This is a genomic window from Saccharopolyspora terrae (genome assembly GCF_004348435.1).
In the GTDB taxonomy this organism is placed as follows: domain Bacteria; phylum Actinomycetota; class Actinomycetes; order Mycobacteriales; family Pseudonocardiaceae; genus Saccharopolyspora; species Saccharopolyspora endophytica.
Map to the genome: position 1 here is coordinate 1 of NZ_SMKS01000045.1, position 20,905 is coordinate 20,905.

At 69.0% G+C, this 20,905-nt stretch carries 22 protein-coding genes and 1 tRNA gene; 11 read left to right on the forward strand and 12 right to left on the reverse strand.

Features of this window, described 5'->3' with window-relative positions; translation table 11 throughout:
• Nucleotides 1-33 precede the first annotated feature (33 nt).
• Both E1181_RS21860 and E1181_RS21865 read right to left on the reverse strand, forming a co-directional pair.
• Entirely contained in the window at nt 34-870 is an 837-nt protein-coding gene (locus E1181_RS21860; protein WP_235876941.1) for a DUF4253 domain-containing protein, read from the reverse strand.
• A gap of 82 nt (nt 871-952) precedes the next feature.
• Nucleotides 953-1,978, reverse strand: coding sequence for a medium chain dehydrogenase/reductase family protein (locus E1181_RS21865; RefSeq protein WP_132677521.1), 1,026 nt, complete (start codon nt 1,976-1,978; stop codon nt 953-955).
• 89 nt (nt 1,979-2,067) lie between these two features.
• Between E1181_RS21865 and E1181_RS21870 the strand changes: the two genes are divergently transcribed.
• A complete protein-coding gene (locus E1181_RS21870) occupies nt 2,068-2,742 on the forward strand; it encodes a TetR/AcrR family transcriptional regulator (RefSeq protein ID WP_132677522.1) in 675 nt (224 codons plus the stop codon).
• Nucleotides 2,743-2,770: 28 nt separating this feature from the next.
• Here E1181_RS21870 and E1181_RS21875 read toward each other — a convergent pair whose 3' ends face one another.
• The 3 genes from E1181_RS21875 to E1181_RS21885 form a co-directional block, all read right to left on the reverse strand.
• A complete protein-coding gene (locus E1181_RS21875) occupies nt 2,771-2,971 on the reverse strand; it encodes a DUF1918 domain-containing protein (RefSeq protein WP_132677523.1) in 201 nt (66 codons plus the stop codon).
• Between the two features lie 57 nt (nt 2,972-3,028).
• Nucleotides 3,029-3,457, reverse strand: a complete 429-nt coding sequence (locus E1181_RS21880; protein WP_235876942.1) for a hypothetical protein — start codon at nt 3,455-3,457, stop codon at nt 3,029-3,031.
• A 126-nt stretch (nt 3,458-3,583) separates the two neighbouring features.
• Nucleotides 3,584-4,417 carry a metal-dependent hydrolase gene (locus tag E1181_RS21885; protein ID WP_132677524.1) on the reverse strand — a complete coding sequence of 278 codons (834 nt, stop codon included), beginning with the start codon at nt 4,415-4,417 and terminating at the stop codon, nt 3,584-3,586.
• Nucleotides 4,418-4,653: 236 nt separating this feature from the next.
• On the opposite strand from E1181_RS21885, the gene E1181_RS21890 reads away from it, so the two are divergent.
• The gene (locus tag E1181_RS21890) at nt 4,654-5,874 is read left to right on the forward strand and encodes an NADP-dependent isocitrate dehydrogenase (RefSeq protein WP_132677525.1); all 1,221 of its coding nucleotides are present in this window, start codon (nt 4,654-4,656) and stop codon (nt 5,872-5,874) included.
• Between the two features lie 160 nt (nt 5,875-6,034).
• A tRNA-Val gene (locus E1181_RS21895) sits at nt 6,035-6,109 on the forward strand.
• Nucleotides 6,110-6,326: 217 nt separating this feature from the next.
• Here E1181_RS21895 and couM read toward each other — a convergent pair.
• Genes couM through couN form a run of 3 tightly spaced genes read right to left on the reverse strand, consistent with a single transcriptional unit; the run spans nt 6,327 to nt 8,658 of the window.
• A complete protein-coding gene (couM, locus tag E1181_RS21900) occupies nt 6,327-6,812 on the reverse strand; it encodes a p-hydroxycinnamoyl-CoA hydratase (RefSeq protein WP_132677526.1) in 486 nt (161 codons plus the stop codon).
• Nucleotides 6,813-6,847: 35 nt separating this feature from the next.
• A complete protein-coding gene (couO, locus tag E1181_RS21905; RefSeq protein ID WP_132677560.1) occupies nt 6,848-7,738 on the reverse strand; it encodes a 4-hydroxyphenyl-beta-ketoacyl-CoA hydrolase in 891 nt (296 codons plus the stop codon).
• A gap of 8 nt (nt 7,739-7,746) precedes the next feature.
• Nucleotides 7,747-8,658, reverse strand: coding sequence for a 4-hydroxyphenyl-beta-hydroxyacyl-CoA dehydrogenase (gene couN / locus E1181_RS21910; protein WP_132677527.1), 912 nt, complete (start codon nt 8,656-8,658; stop codon nt 7,747-7,749).
• A gap of 90 nt (nt 8,659-8,748) precedes the next feature.
• On the opposite strand from couN, the gene E1181_RS21915 reads away from it, so the two are divergent.
• Nucleotides 8,749-9,195, forward strand: coding sequence for a MarR family winged helix-turn-helix transcriptional regulator (locus E1181_RS21915; protein WP_132677528.1), 447 nt, complete (start codon nt 8,749-8,751; stop codon nt 9,193-9,195).
• Between the two features lie 21 nt (nt 9,196-9,216).
• Here E1181_RS21915 and E1181_RS21920 read toward each other — a convergent pair whose 3' ends face one another.
• The 3 genes from E1181_RS21920 to E1181_RS21930 all read right to left on the reverse strand — a co-directional run bounded on the left by E1181_RS21920 (nt 9,217) and on the right by E1181_RS21930 (nt 13,355).
• On the reverse strand, nt 9,217-10,494 hold the full coding sequence (locus E1181_RS21920; RefSeq protein WP_328590904.1) for an MFS transporter: 1,278 nt from the start codon (nt 10,492-10,494) through the stop codon (nt 9,217-9,219).
• Between the two features lie 138 nt (nt 10,495-10,632).
• Nucleotides 10,633-12,150 carry an acyl-CoA synthetase gene (locus E1181_RS21925; RefSeq protein WP_132677530.1) on the reverse strand — a complete coding sequence of 506 codons (1,518 nt, stop codon included), beginning with the start codon at nt 12,148-12,150 and terminating at the stop codon, nt 10,633-10,635.
• Nucleotides 12,151-12,176: 26 nt separating this feature from the next.
• Nucleotides 12,177-13,355, reverse strand: a complete 1,179-nt coding sequence (locus tag E1181_RS21930; protein ID WP_132677531.1) for an acyl-CoA dehydrogenase family protein — start codon at nt 13,353-13,355, stop codon at nt 12,177-12,179.
• A 236-nt stretch (nt 13,356-13,591) separates the two neighbouring features.
• Here E1181_RS21930 and E1181_RS21935 point away from each other — a divergent pair, with 236 nt between their 5' ends.
• A complete protein-coding gene (locus tag E1181_RS21935) occupies nt 13,592-14,590 on the forward strand; it encodes an MBL fold metallo-hydrolase (protein ID WP_132677532.1) in 999 nt (332 codons plus the stop codon).
• 344 nt (nt 14,591-14,934) lie between these two features.
• Here E1181_RS21935 and E1181_RS21940 read toward each other — a convergent pair whose 3' ends face one another.
• Complete coding sequence (locus E1181_RS21940; protein ID WP_207922248.1) at nt 14,935-15,402, reverse strand: MarR family winged helix-turn-helix transcriptional regulator; 468 nt, start codon at nt 15,400-15,402, stop codon at nt 14,935-14,937.
• A 346-nt stretch (nt 15,403-15,748) separates the two neighbouring features.
• Here E1181_RS21940 and E1181_RS21945 point away from each other — a divergent pair, with 346 nt between their 5' ends.
• From E1181_RS21945 to E1181_RS21970, 6 genes are all read left to right on the forward strand, one after another.
• Nucleotides 15,749-16,195, forward strand: coding sequence for an STAS domain-containing protein (locus E1181_RS21945; protein WP_165944710.1), 447 nt, complete (start codon nt 15,749-15,751; stop codon nt 16,193-16,195).
• Nucleotides 16,196-16,281: 86 nt separating this feature from the next.
• On the forward strand, nt 16,282-16,887 hold the full coding sequence (locus E1181_RS21950) for a class I SAM-dependent methyltransferase (protein ID WP_132677534.1): 606 nt from the start codon (nt 16,282-16,284) through the stop codon (nt 16,885-16,887).
• Between the two features lie 377 nt (nt 16,888-17,264).
• A complete protein-coding gene (gdhA, locus tag E1181_RS21955; protein ID WP_132677562.1) occupies nt 17,265-18,593 on the forward strand; it encodes an NADP-specific glutamate dehydrogenase in 1,329 nt (442 codons plus the stop codon).
• Nucleotides 18,594-18,698: 105 nt separating this feature from the next.
• Entirely contained in the window at nt 18,699-19,673 is a 975-nt protein-coding gene (locus tag E1181_RS21960) for a YihY/virulence factor BrkB family protein (RefSeq protein WP_235876944.1), read from the forward strand.
• A 103-nt stretch (nt 19,674-19,776) separates the two neighbouring features.
• Nucleotides 19,777-20,343 carry an RNA polymerase sigma factor gene (locus E1181_RS21965; RefSeq protein ID WP_132677535.1) on the forward strand — a complete coding sequence of 189 codons (567 nt, stop codon included), beginning with the start codon at nt 19,777-19,779 and terminating at the stop codon, nt 20,341-20,343.
• Entirely contained in the window at nt 20,336-20,899 is a 564-nt protein-coding gene (locus E1181_RS21970; protein WP_132677536.1) for an anti-sigma factor, read from the forward strand. The genes E1181_RS21965 and E1181_RS21970 overlap by 8 nt, the downstream gene beginning before the upstream one ends.
• Nucleotides 20,900-20,905: the final 6 nt, after the last annotated feature.

A 20,905-nucleotide genomic window follows, 5' to 3' on the forward strand; every position in this document is an offset into this window, starting at 1 on the left:
CGGGGGATCGGGGCGATGTTGGTGGTGGGGTGGTCAGTCCCACCAGAAGGACCAGGTGCGGCGGCCTCGGATCTCGCCTGCGTAGGCCGAGATCGAGCCGGTCTCCTGCAGGATCCGGTCGGGGCAGAAGGTCCAGTGCTCGGCGGCGACCTGGGTGGCGTGCTCGGCCGTTTGCGGCGGGGCGGCGACGCTCATGTCCAGGCGGTCCGGGCCGAGCCGCAGGATGCGGGCGCCGAAGCGCTCCTCCCAGCTGCGGACCATCGCCGACAGCCCGGCGGTGCGCGAGACGTGGTTGGCGGCACCGGACCAGCCGAGCACCGTCAGCACGTCGGCGCCGCGCTTGACCGGCACCAGGGCCAGCCGGGTGTCGGCGTCGACGAGCTTCGGGAGCTGCTGGTTGGCCAGCACGTCCGGATCGGCCAGCAGGTTGCCGGCCTTGGCGGGTCCCGGGCAGGCGTAGTCGAAGGGCGCCAGGACGTCGAGGTCGTAGGCGGGGCCGAGTTCGTCGTCGGTCTGCACCAGGCCGTCCCAGATCCGGACCATGACGTCGTAGACGCGCCAGCGGTCGATGTGCTCCAGCGGTTCGGGGGCGGTCACGCCGACGGTGCAGCGCTCGCCGAAGGTCTCGTCGCTGTCGCACAGCAGCAGCGGCCACAGCCCGCTGCGCCGGTGCTCGGCGCGCAGCGCGGCGGCCAGTTGGGGTCTCGGGGTGTCCAGGCTGATCCAGCACAGCGGTGTCGGGTAGGCGGCCATCGACATCCGCTCGGTGAGGATCTCGCCAGGTGGCAGCTCCGTGGAAAGGCCTGAACCGATGCCGAAAACCGCAGGAAGATCGGCCGGTGCCCCCGCGTCCCGGTCGTCTTGCAACACTTCACAGCCTCCTCGCGATTCCCGTTGGAACCACCTTAAGGACGCGGCGCGTTTCGTGGGAGTCCGGGATGGTGCAAACCAGCTAACATTTCGGGTTTCCTGCGTCCCGGTTTCCTGGCAGCAGCACGATGCGGCCGGTCTTCTTCCCGGATAGGTGCAGGTCCAGGGCCTGCTCGGCGTCCTGGAGCGGCATCCGTTCGGCGATGAGCGGTCGCAACCGTCCACTGGTGACCATCCGGAACAGCTCGGCCAGATCGGCTCGGAAGCGCTCTCCGGGTTTCACGTAGTACAGCCGCATGCGGCGTCCTGCCGTCCTGCCGAGCAACCGGCGGAGCTCCCAGCCGACCAGCATCCGGGTGATTCCCACGTAGGGCCGCCACCACGGGCCGGAATCGTCGAGCGTGGTCGCACTGCCGTAGCTGATGAGGGTGCCGCCGGGTGCGAGCAGCCGCCAGGAGGTCGGCAGGCTCGACGGCCCGAGCGGGTCGAGGACGGCGTCGACGCCGCCGGGTGCGAGCTCGCGCACGCGCGCCGCGACGTCCTCCGCGCGGTGATCGATCAACTCCGCTCCGAGGTCGGCGAGGTCGGCGTGCCGGTGCGCGGAAGCCGTTCCGATGACGCGGATCCCGTCGGCGGCGGCCAGTTGCGCGAGCAGCGTCCCGACTCCGCCGCCGATGCCGTGCACCAGGATCGTTCGTCCTCTTCGGACGTTCGCGGCGCGCAGCAGCTGCCGCGCGGTGACGCCGTTGAGCACCAGCGACACCGCTTCCGCCGCGTCGATGTCCGCGGGGACCTCGACCAGATCGCGGTCGCGGACCTCCACGTGCTCGGCCCACGCGCCGGTGCGCGGCATGGCCGCCACCCGCTGCCCGATCCGCCAGGAGCTCTCGGGTCCGACGGCGACGATCTCGCCGACCAGGTCGTACCCGGGCACGAACGGGAACGCGGGTTGGGCCGGGTAGCGGCCGCGCCGCATCTGCACCTCCGCGAAGGAGACCCCGGTGGCCTCGGTGCGGATCACGACGCCGCGCGGTCCCGGTTCGGGTGCGTCGGCCTCGCGGACGGCGATCTCGCCGAGTCCGGTGAACGCGATCTCGGTGCCTGCCATGACGACTCCTCGTGATAGCGAATAGCGAACGTTAGAACTTATAACCCAAATATGAAGCTGTTACCGTGTGGGTGTCAAGGGAGGCGGACATGTCAGCAGCGCAGCGCAGTCCCCGCGAGCGGTTCCGGGAGCAGACGCGCAACGAGGCGAAGCAGGTCGCGATGGAGCAGCTCGCCGAGTCGGGGCCGTCGGGGATCTCGGTCAACGCGATCGCCAAGCGGATGGGCGTCACCGGGCCCGCGCTCTACCGGTACTTCGCCAATCGCGACGCGCTGCTCACCGACCTGGTCACCGACGGCTACCGCGACCTGGCCGAGACCCTGGAGGGCATCGCGCTCGACCACCGCCGCAAGGCTCCCGAGAACAGGTTCCGCGAGATCGCGACGGGCTTCCGGGCGTGGGCGCTGGAGGCCCCGCAGCGCTTCCTGCTGCTGTACGGAACGCCGGTGCCCGGCTACGAGGCGCCCGCGGAGACCTTCGGCCTCGCCGACCGCGCGTTCCGGCCGCTCCTGGACGCCCTCGCCGAGCTGGCGCCGGAGGCGGCGCCGAGCGGTGCGCTGGACCGGCAGCTGGTGGCCTGGCGCGAGCGGCGCGGCGGGCCGCAGCCGCCGGTGCCGGCGCTGCGCAAGGCGGTCCGCGCCTGGTCGCGCCTGCACGGCGTGCTGAGCCTCGAGGTCACCGGTCAGTTCGCCGGGATGGGGGTCGACCCGGAACCGCTGTTCCGGGCCGAGGTGGATTCGGTCCTCGCCGAACCGTGGGAGTGAGGCCGGCCGCTGGGCGCGACCGGCCGCTCTACTCGCCTCGGCGAGGGGATGGGGCTTCGACCACGCAGTCGGAACCCGGGAACACCAGGCCGACGTGCCCGTCCGTGTAGCGGACCCTGTACGGCGGTTCGCCGTCCGGTCCGAGGACCTCCAGGATCTCCCCGTACTTCTCGGCCTCGTCGACGTGCTTGCTGTGCACGTGAAGCTGGTCGCCCACGACTGCTCTCATCGCACATCACCTCCGCCACACCAGGCTAGGTGACATGCGACACGCTCCGCATGGTCGTCAGCCGGCCAGGCGGGAACAGGTCGTGGTGACGGCCTGGTACTTGTCCAGCTGAGCGGAGGTCCACTCGGCGCTGGCCTCGATGTCGATCTGGCCGTCGGCCACCTGCTGGACCGACTCCTGCACGTCGAGCAGGTTCTGCTTCAGGGTTTCGTCGGCGGTCTGGTCGGCGAGCTGCTGGATCTCGGTGACCTTGGCCTGCGCATCGGCTTGGGCCTTCTGCGGGTCGGCGAAATTCGGCACGAAGTTCGCGGCGTTGATCGCCTGCAGGCACGCCTGAGCGGTGTCCAGGCTCTGCTGGGCGCCCTGGAGCTGCTGGTTGGCCTGCTGGAGTCCCTGTTGGGCCTCCTGGATCTCGCCGCACGCGGCGAGGCCGGCCAGCAGTGGCAGCGACACGACCGCCGCTGCGATCCGCATTCGAGCTCGCATCTTCCCTCCGGGGACAAGGAGCGGTGCCCACATGGCACCGCAGGTGCACCTTATCGGTCAGACCAGAGGGATTGTGCCCTTTGTCTTGTTTTGCCTGCTAATGGTCTAAACCCTACTCCGCCTGGCTCAAGGGCTTGCCTCGATCCAGGCCATCAAGCCAGGTGGCAGGTCCAGCCCGGCCAGCCACGGGGCCACGCCGAGGCGGTAGAGCACCACGCACGTCAGCGCCGCCGCCGCGAGGGTCAGGCCGGGGCCGATGATGGCGAGCTCGACGGCGCCGCCGGTGCGCATGCGCAGCTTCTTCGGCGGCGCGACGGGGTACCAGGTCTTGCCGCCCAGCGGCACCGGCCACAGCATCGGGCACCCCTGCTCGGTGATCGCGTCACCGATGAAGTGGGCGACGCAGCCGATCATCACGGCGAGCCCGAACGCGGCGGCGTCGGTCGGCTGGTCGCCCGCCCAGGCCCAGCAGGCCACCGTGAGCAGCAACGACGTGACCGCGATGAGCAGCGCGTCCTGCCGCGAGCTCCAGGTGTGCATCAGCCCTCGCACCGCGAGCCCGGCGAAGAAGAACATCAGCACGCCGAGCGCGCTGCCCTCGCTGGTCTGCACGATCGCGGTGGTGATCAGCCCGGCGAGGACGGCGAAGACCACCGTGTGCGTGAAGCCGCGGTGGGTGCCCTCGCGGTCGCTGTCCTTCTTGGTGCGGGTCAGCCGGTACAGGAAGCCGCTGAAGCCGCTGATGCCCGCGGAGAAGCCCTTGGATATGGCGCCGAAGGTGGCCGCGACCGTGGACGACGGGTGATCGATGTCGGGCAGCAGAGCGGCGCCTGCGGAGAGAGTGGCTCCGACCACCCAGGTCTTGGGGGATAATTGCCCAATCGCGTGCGTGTCGGCCAGGGCGGTCACCGCTGCCCATGCGGCCAACCCGCTCATCGCGTGCGTCGGTCCTGTCGCCATGTCTCTCCTGCATCGCCTGCCGCGCCGAACACCTGCTCGACAAGATCACTCGTCTGTGAGTTCGAGAGTAGAAGAAGATCGCGGTGCGGCTCGGCATTGCCCGGGGAGTGGCAGCTGTGAATCTGGCTTCGGATGTGCCGTGACCCTGGTGGCGGCCGACGGGGGCAAGGCACAATCGAAGGCGCTAGCAGTACGCTTGTACCGCTTGCATTCTCGCGAGAGGAGCACCCCGCCACATGAGCAAGATCAAGGTCCAGGGCACGGTCGCCGAACTGGACGGCGACGAGATGACCCGGATCATCTGGTCCTTCATCAAGGACAAGCTGATCCACCCCTACCTGGACATCAACCTCGACTACTACGACCTCGGCATCGAGCACCGGGATGCCACCGACGACCAGGTGACCGTCGACGCGGCGAACGCCATCGCCAAGCACGGCGTAGGCGTCAAGTGCGCCACCATCACGCCTGACGAGGCGCGCGTGGAGGAGTTCGGCCTGAAGAAGATGTGGCGGAGCCCGAACGGGACCGTCCGCAACATCCTCGGTGGCGTGATCTTCCGCGAGCCGATCGTCATCTCCAACATCCCGCGGTACGTGCCGACGTGGACCAAGCCGATCGTCATCGGCCGTCACGCCCACGGCGACCAGTACAAGGCCAGCGACTTCAAGGTCCCGGGCCCGGGCACCGTCACCATCACCTACACCCCCGAAGACGGCTCCGAGCCGATCGAGATGGAGGTGGCGAAGTTCGGTGAAGACGGTGGCGTGGCCATGGCCATGTACAACTACCGCAAGTCGATCGAGGAGTTCGCGCACGCGTCCTTCCGGTACGGCCTGGAGCGCGGCTACCCGGTCTACATGTCGACCAAGAACACGATCCTGAAGGCCTACGACGGCATGTTCAAGGACGTGTTCGAGGAGGTCTTCGAGGCCGAGTACAAGGCTCAGTTCGACGCCAAGGGCATCACCTACGAGCACCGGCTGATCGACGACATGGTCGCCACCGCCCTGAAGTGGGAGGGCGGCTACGTCTGGGCCTGCAAGAACTACGACGGTGACGTGCAGTCGGACACCGTCGCGCAGGGCTTCGGCTCGCTGGGTCTGATGACCTCGGTGCTGATGACCGCTGACGGCAAGGTGGAGGCCGAGGCCGCGCACGGCACGGTGACCCGCCACTACCGCCAGCACCAGCAGGGCAAGCCCACCTCGACCAACCCGATCGCGTCGATCTACGCCTGGACCCGCGGCCTGCAGGCCCGGGGCAAGATGGACTCGACCCCGGAGGTCATCGGCTTCGCCAGCGCGCTGGAGCAGGTCATCGTCGAGACCGTCGAGAGCGGCAAGATGACCAAGGACCTGGCCCTGCTGGTCGGCAACGACCAGCCGTTCCAGACCACCGAGGAGTTCCTCGCGACGCTGGACGAGAACCTGCAGAAGAAGATGGCCGACCGCTGATCTTCGGCTGACGCGAAGCGCCGCTACCACCCCAGGTGGAGCGGCGTTTTTGCGTTCCGGGCGACCGGCGCCGCCGACGTCCCGCGAACGCCAGGGGTGGGTGCGAACGGCCGAAACCCGTTGGGCTAAACTCTTCACCGCTGGCGGAGAGATCCGCCGAGCGCGATTAGCTCAGTGGGAGAGCGCTACCTTGACACGGTAGAGGTCACTGGTTCAATCCCAGTATCGCGCACCACCACTTTCATGCGGCTTGGCGATTCTGTTCCGCCTCAGGCGAGTTCGCGCGTCGCCGCAGGTAATCACCTGGCGAGTTCGGCGGTTCCAGGTCGAGTCGACGCCGCTTTCCGCGGTGACTCGTGGAATCCGCTCGAACAGCCGTGTCCGTCACCGGTTTCGCACTGCACCGGTGGACGCATCCCCGAAGGTGACGCGTCCACCGGTGCAGCGATGGGTCATTCGAAGAAGCGGTACACGGCCTCCGCGACGACCGCTGGACGCTCGTGGCCTTCGAGCTCGATCCGCCCGTCGACGATCAGCTGCACGCCACCTTTCGGCAGGACCTCCACCGCTGTGAGCGTCGCGTGCAGGCGGACCCGGCCACCTGCCGGAACCGGGTTCGTGAAGCGGACCTTGTTCAGCCCGTAGTTGATCGCCATGGTCGCGCTGTCCACCTGCAGGACCTCGGCCCACATCGGGATGATGAGCGAGAGCGTCAGGTAGCCGTGCGCGATCGGCCCTCCGAAGGGGCTTTCCGTCCGGGCGCGGTCGGGGTCGACGTGAATCCACTGGTGGTCGTCCGTGGCATCGGCGAAGGTGTTGATCCGCTGCTGGGGGACCTCGACCCAGGGACTAGTGCCCAGTTCTGCTCCCTCCAGCGCCTGGAGGTCGGCGAGCGTGGCGACGCGGGTCGTGGTCGGCGCGGTCGTGCGGTCGGTCATGGCCTCTCCTCGTTCGAACGCGGCCGGTTGTGTTGTCAGCTCTTGATCCCGAGAACGCGCAGCGCGTTCTCCTTGAAGATCAGCGGGGCGACCTCGGGTTTGATGTCGAGCTTCGCGAAGTCGTTGCGCCAGCGATCGACCTGGATCACGGGGAAGTCGGAGCCGAAGAGGACCTTCTCGCGGAGCATCGTGTTGGCGGCTTTCACCAGCTGCGGCGGGAAGTACTTCGGCGACCACCCCGACAGGTCGATGTAGACGTTCGCCTTGTGCATGGCGATCGAGATCTGGGAGTCGACCCACGGCACCGCGGGGTGAGCCAGGACGATCGTCAGATCGGGGAAGTCGGCAGCGACGTCGTCGAGGAGCATCGGGTCCGAGTAGCGGAGCTTGATGCCGTGCCCACCGGGGAGCCCGGCACCGATGCCGGTCTGCCCGGTGTGGAACAGCACGGGCACACCGGCCTCGGAGAGCAGCTCGTACAGCGGGTAGAACCGGCGGTCGTTGGGCTCGAACCCCTGCAGGCTCGGGTGGAACTTGAAGCCCCGCACGCCGTAGTCGTCGAGCAGGGTTCGGACGCGTTTGACCGCGGTCAGGCCTTGCCAGGGGTCGACCGAGCCGAACGGGATGAGCACGTCGTTGTTCGCGGCGGCCAGTTCGGCGATCTCCTCGACGGAGTTGGGCGCGTGGCCCGACGCCGAGGTGGCGTCGACGGTGAACACGACGGCGGCCATGTTGCGCTCCCTGTAGTGCGCAGCGATGGAGTCGATCGTCGGCGTGCGCTCGTGGCCGGATTTGAAGTACTTCTCCGAAGCCGCCATCAGCTCGTCGTCGACGGACTTGTGCCCGCACCCGTCGATCTCGACGTGGGTGTGCACGTCGATGGCCTCGATCGCGTCGAAGTCGATGGCGCACTCGTATCGGGTCACCTCGTCGCTCATCGGGCCCGCACCTCCTCCGGGAATTCCTCGCCCACCGACTCGACGGCGTGATCGAAGGTCGCGGCCCACTCGGTCGCGATGTCGTCGGCCGACCAACCGCCGTCGTGGAACGCGGTCGTCGTCAGCTGCGGGTGCGACCACAGCGCGAGCCGGTCCCCGCCGACCGAGATGGCCTGGCCGGTGATCTCGGCCGCCGCTTCGGAGGCCAGGAACGCGACGACTCCTGCGGCGTCCTCGGGCGTGCCCATCCCGACATCGCGCCGGATGACGGCAGGCAGCGGTTCGCCGCGCTTCATCGACTCGACGTGCGGCGCGAGGAACGGGATGGTCTCGGTCATCGCCGTCGCGGCGACCGGGCACACGGCGTTGACGGTGATGCCGGCCCGCTTCAGCTCCATCGCCCAAGTCCGGACCATGCCGACGATTCCGGCCTTCGCAGCGGAGTAGTTGGTCTGCCCGAAGTTGCCGCGCTGACCGGCGGGAGAACCCACGCAGATGATCCGGCCGCCCTCTCCCTGCTCCCGGAAGCGCTGCACCGCCCGGCGAACGCAGGTGAAGGTGCCGCGCAGGTGCACGTCGATCACCGCGTCGAAGTCCTCGTCGGTCATCTTCCACAGGACCTTGTCCCGCAAGATGCCGGCATTGGTGACCAGGACGTCCAGTCGCCCGAACTCCTCGACGGCGGCGGCCACCAGTCGCTCGGCCGTCTCCGCGCTTCCCACCGGAGCTACCACCGCGATCGCGCGGCCTCCGGACTCGACGATCTCGGCGACAGCGGTGTCCGCGGTGGCTTGGTCCACGTCGTTGATCACCACCGCGACCCCGCGTCGCGCGAGCTCCTTCGCGTACGCCAGGCCCAGGCCCTGCCCGCTACCGGTGACGACGGCAACCTTGGTGCTCAGCTCCATCATGCTCCTTAGGTCGAGTCTTTCGCATGGTAAAATCCATAGTTAAGATTTTCAATTATTTAGACGCAGAGTCATGGACAGGGGAGAGGCATGCCGCAGTCACAAGGCCGCTCGTTGGCGGAGGACCTCGGTTTTCTGCTCTCGCGTTCAGGGGGAATCCTGGCCGGTGCGGTGAACAAAGAACTGGTCTCGCTGGGCCTGAAGGTGCGCTCGTACTCCGTCTTGGCGCTGGCGTGCGAAGCGCCCGAAGGAGTCAACCAGCGCAGCGTCGCGGCCACGATGGGGCTCGACCCCAGTCAGATCGTGGGTCTGGTCGACGACCTCGAGGAGCGCGGCCTGGTCGAACGCACGGCCGCCCCCGCGGACCGCCGCAACAAGCTGATCGTGGCCACGGACGAGGGGCGCGAACTGCACGCGGACGCCTGTGCGCGCGCTGCCCGGGTCGAAGACGGCTACTTCGACCACCTGCCCAGCGAGGTGCTGGACCAGCTGAGAGAAGGCTTGCAGCACATCGTGTTCCCGGAGAGCACGACGTGACCGAGTCGCGGCGGGCCCCCATCAGCGTCCGCCCACCGCATCCAGGTCGTTGTCCTTGCTCTCTCCGGCCAGGAGGATGAACACCGCGCTGACCAGGCACAGCCCGATGATGAACATGCCGACCGGCAGGATCGAGCCACCGGCGGAGGCGAACAGCGATGCCAGGATCACCGGTGTGAAGCCCGCGCCGACCAGGGTCGCCAGCTGATAACCGAGCGAGGCGCCCGTGTAGCGGCTGCGCGTGCCGAACTGCTCGGAGATGTAGGCCGCGACCGGCCCGTACGTGGCGCTCTGGCACAACGTGTAACCGATGAAGGCGAACGCCGCCGCTGCGAGGGTGCCCTGGGCGAGGAGCATGAACAGCGGGTAGACGAGCACCACCATCCCGGCCAGGCCGCCCAGCATCACCGGTCGACGGCCGATCCGGTCGGACAGCCGGGCGTAGCCGAGCACCAGGAAGATCGCGCAGAACTGGCCCACGGCGAAGCCGAGCAGCACTTCGGACTTCACCCCTCCGTGCTTGATCGCGTAGGTGATCGCGAACGTGGTGAACGCGGTCTGCATGCCGAAGCTGGCGATGCAGGCCAACGCGGAGAACACCACGGTTCGCGGACGGCGCAGCACGACGAAGATCGGCGGAGCGGTCTTCTTGCGGTCGGCCTGCTCGCGGGCCGCGCGCTCGGCGGCTGCTCGGAACACGGGGCTCTCGCTGACCTTGGAGCGGACGTACAGGCCGAGCGCGAGCATCACGGCCGACACGAGGAAGGGGACGCGCCATCCCCAGCTGAGGAAGTCCTCGGAAGGCAGCAGTGCAGCTCCCGACATGGCGAGGGTGCCCAGCAGCGCACCCGTGGGCGCACCCGCGTTGGTGAACGCGGCGAGGAAGCCCCGCCGCTCCGGTTCGGCGTGTTCGAGCGCCATCAACGCCGCACCGCCCCACTCGCCGCCGATCGCGACGCCCTGGAGGACCCGCAGCGTGACGAGCGCGATCGCACCCCACGACCCGATCATCGACGCCGGCGGGATCAGGCCGATCAGGCACGAGGCCACACCCATGATGGCCATGGACAGCACCAGCATCTTCTTCCGGCCGATCAGATCGCCGAAGTGGCCGAACACGACGCCTCCGAGAGGGCGCGCGAGGTAGCCGGCGGCGAAGGTGCCCAGCGAGGCGATGGTCGCAGCGGCGGGCGAGAGACCGGAGAAGAACACCGGACCGAACACCAACGAGGCCGCAGTGCCGTAGAGCAGGAAGTCGTAGTACTCGAGGGTGCTTCCCAGGTAGCTCGAAAGCACCACGCGAGCGGCTTCTCCCGTTCGCGCAGGTGGTGAATGTGTTCTCGCGGAGCCGGTTTCGGTCATGGTGCTCCTTCGGTCGGTGAACGAGGGGATCGCGCAGCGCGCCGTACAGCGCCGCTGGAGTGGGGCGACGGCGTGTCAGCGGGCGTGGAGCCGCCTGAGTTCGCTCTTGCGGATCTTTCCGGTGGCGTTGCGGGGGATCTCGTCGAGGACGAGCAGCGACTTCGGGATCTTGTACTTCGCGAGGCGCTCTCCGAGGTACTCGACCATCTGCTCGTGCGTGAGCGCGTGCCCGTCGTCCAGGCTCACCGCGGCGCAGCCGACCTCGCCCCACTTCTCGTCCGGGATGCCGAAGACCGCGCAGGAGGTCACGCCCGGCATCTCCAGCAGCACTGCCTCGATCTCGGCGGGGTACACGTTCTCCCCGCCGGAGATGATCATGTCCTTGAGCCGGTCCACGATCGTCACGAAGCCGTCCACGTCTGGGAGCCCGACATCGCCCGAGCGGAACCAGAGCCCGTCGGTGAAGGCGTCGGCGGTGGCGTCCGGTCGATTCCAGTACTCGCGCATCACGTTCGGACCGCAGATCTGGATCTCGCCGCGCTCGCCCGGCGCCACGTCGCGCCCTTCCTCGTCCACCACCCTGACGTCGGTGAAGAAGTGCGGAACACCAGCGGTTCCGCGCTTGCGCTCCACGTCGTCCGGCGTGAGGATCAGCGCGCCCGGGCCGGTTTCGGTCAGGCCGTAGCCTTGGCAGATCTTGATGCCGCGTTCGGCGTAGGTCCGCAAGGTCCGGGGTGGTACGGGTGCCGCGGCCACCGTCACACGCCGGATGGCGGACAGGTCCGTCGAAGTCCAGTCGGGGTGGGAGCTGAGCGCGTCGAACATGGTCGGCACGCCGAAGGTGTAGGTGATCCGCTCGCTCTCCAGAGTCCGCAGGATCGGGCCGGGCTCGAAGCCCTCTTCGATGACCACGTTGCCGCCCTTGAGCAGCGTCGGCAGCGCGACGAAGTCCAACGCCGCGGTGTGGAACAGCGGAGCGCACACCAGGGCGGTCTCATCGCTGGTGAGGTCGAGGTCGATCACCGCGTTCATGACGCTGAACACGATGTTGCCGTGCGTCAGCACCACGCCCTTCGGACGACCGGTCGTGCCGGAGGTGTACATGATGAAGCACGGGTCGTCGTGCGACACCGGTTCGTCGATGCGCGCGGTGCCGGCCGAGGCGATGAGGTCCTCGTAGCCGGCGGTGTCCGCGGGTGCGTCCCCGTCGCGCATCACGACTCGTGTCGCGGAACCGCTCGCGGCCCGCGCGACCTCGGTCAGCTCCTGCGAGTGGATGAGGACCGAAGCGCCGGAATCGCGCAGGGCGAACTCGACTTCCGGTGCGGTCAGCCGCGCGTTGAGCGGGACGAAGATCGCGCCGAGCAGGCCGGAGGCGAACAGCGCTTCGAGGTAGGCGGGGTGATTCGCGCTCAGCAGCGCGACCCGGTCCCCGCGCCCGACCCCGAGCTCCCGCAAGGCGTGCGCGAGCCTGGTGACCCGGTCGTCGAGCTCTCGGTAGGTGATCCGACGATCGCGGAAGGAAATCGCGATCTTCTCCGGGGAGAGCCGGAACCTGCGGTGCGGCCAGGAACCGGTGCCTTCGTTGCGCATGTGGTGTGGCTCCTTCGGTGTGCTGCTCAGTCCGATCGGCTCGAGATCAGCCTGCGGCCGATGATTTCCTTCATGACCTCGGTGGTTCCGCCGTACAGGGTGCTGCCGCGGGAGTCGAGGTAATCGGCGGCGACGTCGTACTCGGCCATGAACCCGTAGCCCCCGTGCAGCTGGACCGCTCGGTTCACCACCTTCGAGTGCAGTTCGGTCACCCACCACTTCGCCATCGCCGCGGTGATCTCGTCCAAGTCGTGCTGCGCGGCGGCGAGGATGCAGCGGTCCACGAAGGACTGCGCGATCTCGATCTCCGTCGCCAGCTCCGCGAGGTAGAAGCGGTTGGCCTGGAAGTCCGCTATTCGCCGCCCGAAGGCCGTGCGGGTGACGGCGTGCTCCAGCGCGGTGCCGAACGTTCGGCGCATCAACGCCATGGATGCGACCGCGATGCTCAGCCTCTCCTGGGCCAAGTGGTGCCGCAGGTAGCCGAAGCCCTCCCCCTCCTGGCCGAGGAGGTTGGCGCGCGGGACTCGGACGCCGTCGAAGTGCAGCTCCGCTGTGTCCTGCGCTGCGAGTCCGATCTTGCGCAGCGGCCCTGTGCGGGAGAAGCCAGGCGCATCGGCTTCCATGACGAGCAGGCTGATGCCGTGCTTGCCCGCGGCGGGCTCCGTCTTGACGACGGCGATGAAGAGGTCGGCGAGCATCCCGTTCGAGATGAACGTCTTCGCGCCGCTGACCACGTAGTGGTCCCCGTCGCGTGTCGCGGTGGTGGTGACCGCGGCCAGGTCGCTGCCCGCAGCCGGTTCGCTCATCGCGATGGCCGCGATCTTCTCCCCGGTGCACAGCGGAGCGAGGAAGCGCTGCTTCTGCTCGTCGCTGCCCAGCGCGTTCAAGTACGGCGCCACGAGATCGTTGAACCCGGACAGGCTCATGGTCACCGCCTGCCCGCCGATCCGGCAGAGCTCCTCGATGAGCACCGCGTTGAAGCGGAAGTCGTCGACGCCCCCGCCGCCGAACCGCTCATCGACACCGACCCCGAGCAGGCCGAGCTCGCCGGCCGTCCGGTAGATCGCCGGGTCCACGCGCCCGGCATCCGCCCACTCGGCGAGGTGCGGGGCGACCTCGCGCTCGGCGAAGCGTCGGGCGACATCGCGGAACGCCTCGTGGTCGGCGTCGAAGATGGTGCGGGGCAACGAAACGGTGCTGCTCATCGAGGTCCTCTCGTGCCGGCTGCGCCGCTGTGCGGCGGGCGAGTGGTCACGCAGATCACAATGAAACTTAGATGATTGAAAATGTCAACCCAAGACAATGTCAACGAGTGCTGTCATCATGCACTGCGGGCGGGAGGGCGACCGACCCTCATCTCCGAATCCGCACACCAGATTCCGGATGACCGAGCCCGCGAGCCGACGGGTCCCGCCGGCCGGCACCGGAGAAGGAGCTCTCGATGTCTTCAGCAACCGAAGTGATCCTGCTCGGTACCTCGGGCGGACCGCGCTGGCGACGTGATCGCGCCGGGGTCGCGTCGGCGCTCGTCGTGGGCGACGCCGCCTACCTCGTGGACTGCGGGTACGGGACGGGCCGCCAGATGATCCGGGCGGGGCTCGGGCTGGATCGCTTGCGCGGACTCTTCGTCACCCACCTGCACTCCGACCACACGATCGACTTCTTCAGCCTGCTGCTCTTCGGCTGGTACGAGAAGCTCGAAGGCGTCGAGCGGCCGGTCGTCGCGCTCGGGCCCGGTGACCGCGGCAGGGTTCCTCCCGCCTCACCGCACCTGCTGACGCCTCCGGCGACGATCTGCTCGGACAGCCCGACACCGGGGCTGGCCGAGATGACGCGCCACCTCACGCGGGCCTTCGCCACCGACATCAACGACAGGCTGCGCGACAACCTCAGGCGGCATCCGGACGACCTCCTCGTGGCTCGCGACATCGCGTTGCCCCAGGACGTGCCGTTCGACCCCGACCACCGCCCGTGCCCGCGCATGCGGCCGTTCCAGATCTACGAGGACGACCGGGTGCGCGTCTCCGCGACCCTGGTGCAGCACGCGCCGGTGGCCCCCGCGTTCGCGTTCCGCTTCGACACCGACGAAGGCTCGGTGGTGTTCTCGGGGGACACCGGGGTGTGCGAGAACCTGATCGAACTCGCAGCCGATGCGGACGTCCTCGTCCACGAGGTCATCGACGAGCAGTGGGTCCACCGGCAGTACGAGGGAGGTCGGACGGAGCAGCAGCGCTCGATGATCGACCACCACCTCACCGCCCACACGGCCATCCCCGACACCGGCCGCGTCGCAGAACGAGCCGGGGTGCGGATCCTCGCGCTCAACCACTTCGTGCCGGGCGAGCTGGAGTCCCCGCGGTGGGAGGAGGCCGCGAAGGAGTTCTCCGGCACCCTCGTCGTCGGCCAAGACCTGGACCGGATCCCGCTCCGCCGCGCCTGATCAGAAGACCAGAGGCCGTGACCACCGCCCCTCCGGTGATCACGGCCTCGCACTGAGCCCCCGTACGCCTCGTGCGCGCCGCTCGTGCGACTCCGGTCCGGACGGCGTCCCACCTTCTCCCGGACGAGCTGGCGGACCAGCTCCTCCACGACGTCGTAAGCCCCGGCCCGTACAGGCACGACACGGCCATCGAGATCCGCCCGTAGAAGTCCGCGTCGTCACATCCGTCGACCGACGAGGGATCTCCGAAGAACGAGCTCGACAACTCCCGCGATATCGGCGAGGCCGGCCCCCAAGACTCCACGGCCATGCAACCCCCTCACTTCCCGGTCCGAGCCTCGGCGTCAGGCGAGTTCTTCGTCTGGGAGGTCGAGGTCTGTTGCTGCTGCGTGGAAGGCGTTGAGGCCCGTCAGCAGTGCTGTGCGGGTGCGCGGGGGCATGGCGTCGAGGACCTGCTTGAGGTCGGCTTGGCGTTCCCGCTGGAACTTGCGGAGGAGGCGGCGGCCGTCCCGGGAGAGCTGGAGCATGACCTCGCGCCGGTCGTAGGAGCCGGCGACGCGGTCGAGGAGGCCTGCGGCTTGGAGCCGGTCGCAGACGCGGCTCGTCACCGACGGGATGGAGCCCAGTTCGTCGGCGAGGCTCATCAGGTTGATGGAGCCGTGGCGGTCCACGACCACGAGCGCCCGCAGCTGCGAGGGGGAGACCTTCGGCTTCATTCGCTCGGCGCTGCGTCCCCAGACGACCATGAGAACCCCGATACCGGCTTCGAGGTCGTCGAGGTGTTCCGTGGACAGGGGATCGGGTTTGCGCACCGGAGGATCCTCCTCGCCGGATGTATCAAGTCCGCGCACTGCGATACCGGACGTATTCTGGCACGCCAGGAGCCGAGAACGTCCGCGGTTGAGCGGACTTGGGTGAAGCCGGAGACGTGGTGACCGTCGCGACACGTCTGGAGTTGAGCTGGATCCGGTCCTCGAACCGCTTGCCGCGTGGCACTGATCCGTTCCCGCGCGACGAGGTGCGGGAGGCTCGGCGTTCTCCGCGAATTTGCTTGCCATGCGACAAGCACTCGTTAAGATCACGTGGTTCAACTTGATCGGGTTGGGGCCGCAACGGTCGGCCGGCGACGATGCCGCCGACGCGAGGAAGGACGACAGGATGTCCCTCGGGCAGCGGGTTGCCGGAGCTCTCGGTGACGAGGCTCTGCACGACACCATCGGCAAGGCACCGGCGGCGAGCGTCCAGGTGACGTTCCCGCGGCCGGACGCGGTCGTCGCCACCGTCAGCGCGCCCGTGGACCGCGACACGGTCGACCAGCTCGAGACCATGCTCTGGCCGCAGCCGACGTCAACGGCGCGGTTGGTCGTCGTGGACCTCACCGACGTGCGCGTGCTCGACGTTCCGGACCTGCAACTTCTCACCCACGCCCACATGCTGGCGCAGGCTCGCGGTGGGGCGCTGCGCGTCGTCGTCGCGAGCGAGGCCGTCCGGAACGCGCTACACGCCGCCGGGCTCCGCGCCCTGCTGGAGTGCCACGCCACCGTCCAGGACGCCCTCGCCGCGACAACGACGAGCACCGACGTCATCGGCGCGTCGAGGGACTGACCTCGGGCGTGTGCGCGGGTCGCGTCCGCTTCCGCTTTCGGCCCGATCCGGGAGGATTCGGCGTTCGGCGGTGGTATACATGCCGAGTGGCGGAGGGTTCTGCGAGCGAGGCGTACGGACGGCGAGCGGAGGAGTACATCGCGCTCCTCGGCGACATCGATGCGACCGCACCACCCGATCGCGAGGTGATCGCCGGTTGGGCTCGCGCGCAACCCGAGGGACCGATCCTCGACGTGGGGTGCGGGCCGGGGCACTGGACGCACTGGCTGCACGAGCAGGGCTTGGACGTCGGAGGTCTCGATCCGACACCGGAATTCGTCGACGCCGCCCGGAAGCGCTTCCCGGACGTCGCGTTCCGGGAAGGCGTCGCCGAGCGGCTCGACGTCGCCGACTCCAGCCTGGCCGGGATCCTCGCCTGGTACTCCCTGATCCACGTGCGGCCCGACCGCGTCCCCGCCGCGCTCGCCGAGTTCGCCCGGGTCGTCGAACCCGGCGGCGGACTCCTCGTCGGCTTCTTCCGCGGACCGGAGCTCGAACCCTTCGACCACGCGGTGACCACCGCGTACTTCTGGCCGGTCGACCAGCTCAGCGACCTGATCGAGGAAGCCGGGTTCGCCGTCTCGGCCCGCGACACCCGCGACGATCCCGGCGTCCGGCCGCACGGCGCGATCGTGGCCTCCCGCGTGGGCTGACCCCGGGCTCCGAGGCTCAGGCCAGGAGGTCGCCCGGGCCGGGAATCCCGGTGAGTCGCCTCGACATCTCCCACAGGCGCTTCGCCGCCTCCGGGTCGCTGGCCCGCGCGCAACGTGCCCACCGCGAACGCGACGGTCTTCGTCGTGGACCAGGTGCTCGTGCCGGCGAAGTGACCCGGGGGGCGGGCGCGTCCGGGGAGGTCATCCGGGCTCGCCCGCTTCGCGCGTGCGTGATTGGGACAACTGGAGCAGCAGAACATCAAGTTCGCGAACCGTGTTTCGTTCAGGTCAATGTTCTGTTAAAAACAGTACAAGCGTTCTGCTATTCCTACTGCTGAGGAGCCTCGCCCGTGAGCCGAGACCCGAACGGACTAGAGCTGACGGCCGACGTCTTCGGCGCCATCCAGTTCCGCGACGGGCACCAGCCCGAGTTCGGCCAGGCTGTCTACGAGGTGCTGGAGTCGCTGGAACCCGCGCTCGCTCGGCACCCCGAGTACCTGCGGTCCGGCGTGCTGGAGCGGTTGTGCGAACCCGAGCGGCAGATCATCTTCCGGGTTCCGTGGACCGATGACGCGGGCGAGGTCAGGGTCAACCGCGGGTTCCGCGTCGAGTTCAACTCCGCGCTCGGGCCGTACAAGGGCGGGCTCCGGTTCCACCCCTCGGTCAACATCGGCGTGATCAAGTTCCTCGGCTTCGAGCAGATCTTCAAGAACGCGCTCACCGGGCTGCCGCTCGGCGGCGGCAAGGGCGGCTCGGACTTCGACCCCAAGGGCAAGTCCGACGCCGAGATCATGCGCTTCTGCCAGTCGTTCATGACCGAGCTGCACCGCCACATCGGCGAGTACACCGACGTGCCCGCGGGCGACATCGGCGTCGGGCGCCGCGAGATCGGCTACCTGTTCGGCCAGTACAAGCGCATCACCAACCGCTACGAGTCGGGCGTGCTCACCGGCAAGGGGCTCAACTGGGGCGGATCCCAGGTGCGGACCGAAGCGACCGGCTACGGCACGGTCTACTTCGTCGAGGAGATGCTGCGCGCCCGCGGTGACGGCTTCGACGGCCGCCGCGTCGTGGTGTCCGGTTCGGGCAACGTCGCGATCTACGCCGCCCGGAAGGCCGAGGAGCTCGGCGGCACCGTCGTGGCGATGTCGGATTCCGGCGGCTACGTCGTCGACGAGAACGGCATCGACGTCGAAGCGGTCCGGGAGCTCAAGGAGGTCCGCGCCGGTCGTCTCAAGGAGTACGCCGAGGACCACGAGCGCGCCCGGTTCGTCGAGGGCGGCTCGATCTGGGACGTGCCCTGCGCGATCGCGCTGCCCTGCGCCACCCAGAACGAGCTCGACGACGAGGCCGCGCTCGCGCTGGTGCGCAACGGCGTCGTCGCGGTCGGCGAGGGCGCCAACATGCCGACGACCCCCGGCGCGGTGAAGATCTTCCTCGACGCCGGGACCGCCTTCGGGCCCGGCAAGGCCGCCAACGCCGGTGGCGTGGCCACCTCGGGCCTGGAGATGCAGCAGAACGCGTCCCGCGACTCGTGGCACTTCAACTACACCGACGCGCGGCTGGCGGAGATCATGGCCGACATCCACAACGGCTGCCTGGCCACCGCCGAGGCCTACGGAGCCCCGGGCAACTACGTCCTGGGCGCCAACATCACCGGGTTCACCAAGGTCGCCGACACGATGCTCGACCTCGGCGTCATCTGAGGCCCCATCCCCTCCGGGCGTGTCCGCGAGGCGGTCGAGCACCGCGTCGCGGAAAATTACGATCAGGACCGTGACGCCGGGGCCCTCCCGCGCATCGGACCGTTCGTGATCACCACGCGAGAAGCAGAGCGCCCGGAGGAGGAGGTCGTGCCGCGCAGCCTCTTCCAGCGGCTTCGACACCCGCGCGACCCGCGGCTGCGGGGCCTGATCAGGCTGGCCTCCCGCACCGCGGAGGCCAGCGGGCGCTACCGGCTGATGGGTCTGGCGGGCGAGGCCGCGTTCTTCACGCTCACCTCGCTCCCGCCGGTCCTGCTGGGCGTCGTCGGCACCCTCGGCTACCTGGCCGGATGGCTCGGCCGCGAGGACACGGTCGCGGCGGTGGAGAACACCCTGGTGGAGGCCGCCGGAACGGTCCTGTCGCCGCAGGCCATCGATCAGCTGCTGCGGCCGGTGCTGCTCGAAGTCCTCGGATCAGGGCGCGCCGGGATCATCTCGATCGGCTTCGTCCTCGCCCTGTGGTCCGGGTCGGCGGCGCTGAACGTCTACATCGACACGATCTCGGTGGTCTACGGCCTCGGCGGCCAGCGCGGCGTGGTGCGGCAGCGGTTGATGTCGGTACTGGTCTACGTGGTGGGCCTGCTGGTGGCGCTGATCCTGCTGCCGCTGCTGGCGGTCGGGCCGTCGGTGATCGCCGGGTGGGTCCCGGAGGCGGCGGCGCTGGTGTACGGGCTGTACTGGCCGCTCATCGTGCTCGGCTCGATCGCGTCGCTGAGCACCCTGTACATGGTCTCGGTCCCGATCCGCGCGCCGTGGCGCGAGCACGTCCCGGGCGCCGCGGTGGCGCTGGTGGTGTGGCTGGCGGGCAGCTTCGGGCTGCGGATCTACCTGGACGTGAGCCTGCAGAACTCGCCCGTCTACGGCGCGCTGGCGGCCCCGATGGGCGTGCTGCTGTGGCTGTACGTCACGGCGTTCGCGGTGCTGCTGGGAGCCGTGGTCAACGCCGAGCTCGACACCGTCCAGCCGTCCCGGGTGATCGCCACGGCCCGCCGGGCCATCCGCGAGGGCGGGTCCGCGTCGTGATCCCGCTGCGGGGTGCGATCATCGAGATCACCGCTGGGCGCGGGCGGTGAAGTGGACCTCTGGTGGAGTCGCCTCTGCCGATGAGCTGCGGGAGACTTCGGGCGTGACCGAGCGGGTCGACACCGACAGAGGCCTGATGGCCGCTGCCCAGCGCGGCGATGGCGTGGCGTTCGACGAACTGGTCCGTCGGCACACCGCGACGATGTACCGGGTCGCGTTCCGCATCCTCGCCGACCGGGCGGAGGCGGAGGACGCGGTTCAGGAGGCGTGGGTGTCCGCCTGGCGGTCGCTGAGCCGCTTCCGGGGCGATGCCGCGCCGACCACGTGGCTGTACCGGGTGGTGACCAACGCCGCGCTCGGCCAGGTCCGCAGGCGCCGGGCAGTTCCGATGGACGTCAGCGACGAGTCGATGGACCACCTGTTCGCCGACGACGGCACGGGGAATCCTGAAGGGCACGCCGTGCGTTCCGAGGAGGCCGATCTGGTGCACCGGGCGATCGCCACCCTCGAACCCTCGCAACGGGTGCCCCTGGTGCTGCGCGAGTTCGAAGGGATGTCTTACGAGGAGATCGCCGAGGTGCTAGAGGTGAACACCGCCGCGTTGCGCTCGCGGTTGCACCGCGCCAGGTTGGCCTTGCTCGCGAAGTTGGAGGAGATGCGCCGTGGGTGAATTTCCCTTCGACCCCGAGCAACAGCTGGCCTGCGGGCACACCTACGGCGAGCTGGTCGAGCACCTCGCCGGCGACTCGACGCCGGAGTTCGCCGAGCACGTCGCCGGCTGCCCGCACTGCCGCGCCGCGCTGGACCGGTTGGCCCCGAGCTGGGCGCCGGTGCGCCGCGCCGCCCAGGTCTCCGTGGAACCGCCGAACGGCCTGCTCGACCGGGTGCTGATGACCTCCCGCCGGGCCCGGGGCGTCAACGTCGGACCGTCGATCGAGATCCCGCAGGAAGGCGGGGCGCTGCGGGTGACCCCGCACGCCGCGCTGGTGCTGGCGCGGCGCTTGATCGCCGAGCTGCTCGCGGGCTTCCCCGGTGTCCGGTTGCTGGCGTGCACGGGCGATTCGCAGGAGATCCGCGTCGAGCTCCAGGTGACCTACGGCTCGGACGCCCCGGAGCTGGCGACGCGGCTGCGCGAGGAGGTCGAGGACGGGCTGCGCGGTGCGCTCGGTCCGGGCGCCCCCGTCGTGTGGGTGCGCATCGCCGACGTCTCGTACCCCGGGGAGTGACCAACC

Bases quoted from the DNA above. Each gene is read 5' to 3' on its own strand.
- E1181_RS21865 (WP_132677521.1), bottom strand. From the start codon at position 1,978: ATGGCAGGCACCGAGATCGCGTTCACCGGACTCGGCGAGATCGCCGTC.
- E1181_RS21870 (WP_132677522.1), top strand. From the start codon at position 2,068: ATGTCAGCAGCGCAGCGCAGTCCCCGCGAGCGGTTCCGGGAGCAGACG.
- E1181_RS21875 (WP_132677523.1), bottom strand. From the start codon at position 2,971: ATGAGAGCAGTCGTGGGCGACCAGCTTCACGTGCACAGCAAGCACGTC.
- E1181_RS21880 (WP_235876942.1), bottom strand. From the start codon at position 3,457: ATGCGAGCTCGAATGCGGATCGCAGCGGCGGTCGTGTCGCTGCCACTG.
- E1181_RS21885 (WP_132677524.1), bottom strand. From the start codon at position 4,417: ATGGCGACAGGACCGACGCACGCGATGAGCGGGTTGGCCGCATGGGCA.
- E1181_RS21890 (WP_132677525.1), top strand. From the start codon at position 4,654: ATGAGCAAGATCAAGGTCCAGGGCACGGTCGCCGAACTGGACGGCGAC.
- couM (WP_132677526.1), bottom strand. From the start codon at position 6,812: ATGACCGACCGCACGACCGCGCCGACCACGACCCGCGTCGCCACGCTC.
- couN (WP_132677527.1), bottom strand. From the start codon at position 8,658: ATGGAGCTGAGCACCAAGGTTGCCGTCGTCACCGGTAGCGGGCAGGGC.
- E1181_RS21915 (WP_132677528.1), top strand. From the start codon at position 8,749: ATGCCGCAGTCACAAGGCCGCTCGTTGGCGGAGGACCTCGGTTTTCTG.
- E1181_RS21925 (WP_132677530.1), bottom strand. From the start codon at position 12,150: ATGCGCAACGAAGGCACCGGTTCCTGGCCGCACCGCAGGTTCCGGCTC.
- E1181_RS21930 (WP_132677531.1), bottom strand. From the start codon at position 13,355: ATGAGCAGCACCGTTTCGTTGCCCCGCACCATCTTCGACGCCGACCAC.
- E1181_RS21935 (WP_132677532.1), top strand. From the start codon at position 13,592: ATGTCTTCAGCAACCGAAGTGATCCTGCTCGGTACCTCGGGCGGACCG.
- E1181_RS21945 (WP_165944710.1), top strand. From the start codon at position 15,749: ATGTCCCTCGGGCAGCGGGTTGCCGGAGCTCTCGGTGACGAGGCTCTG.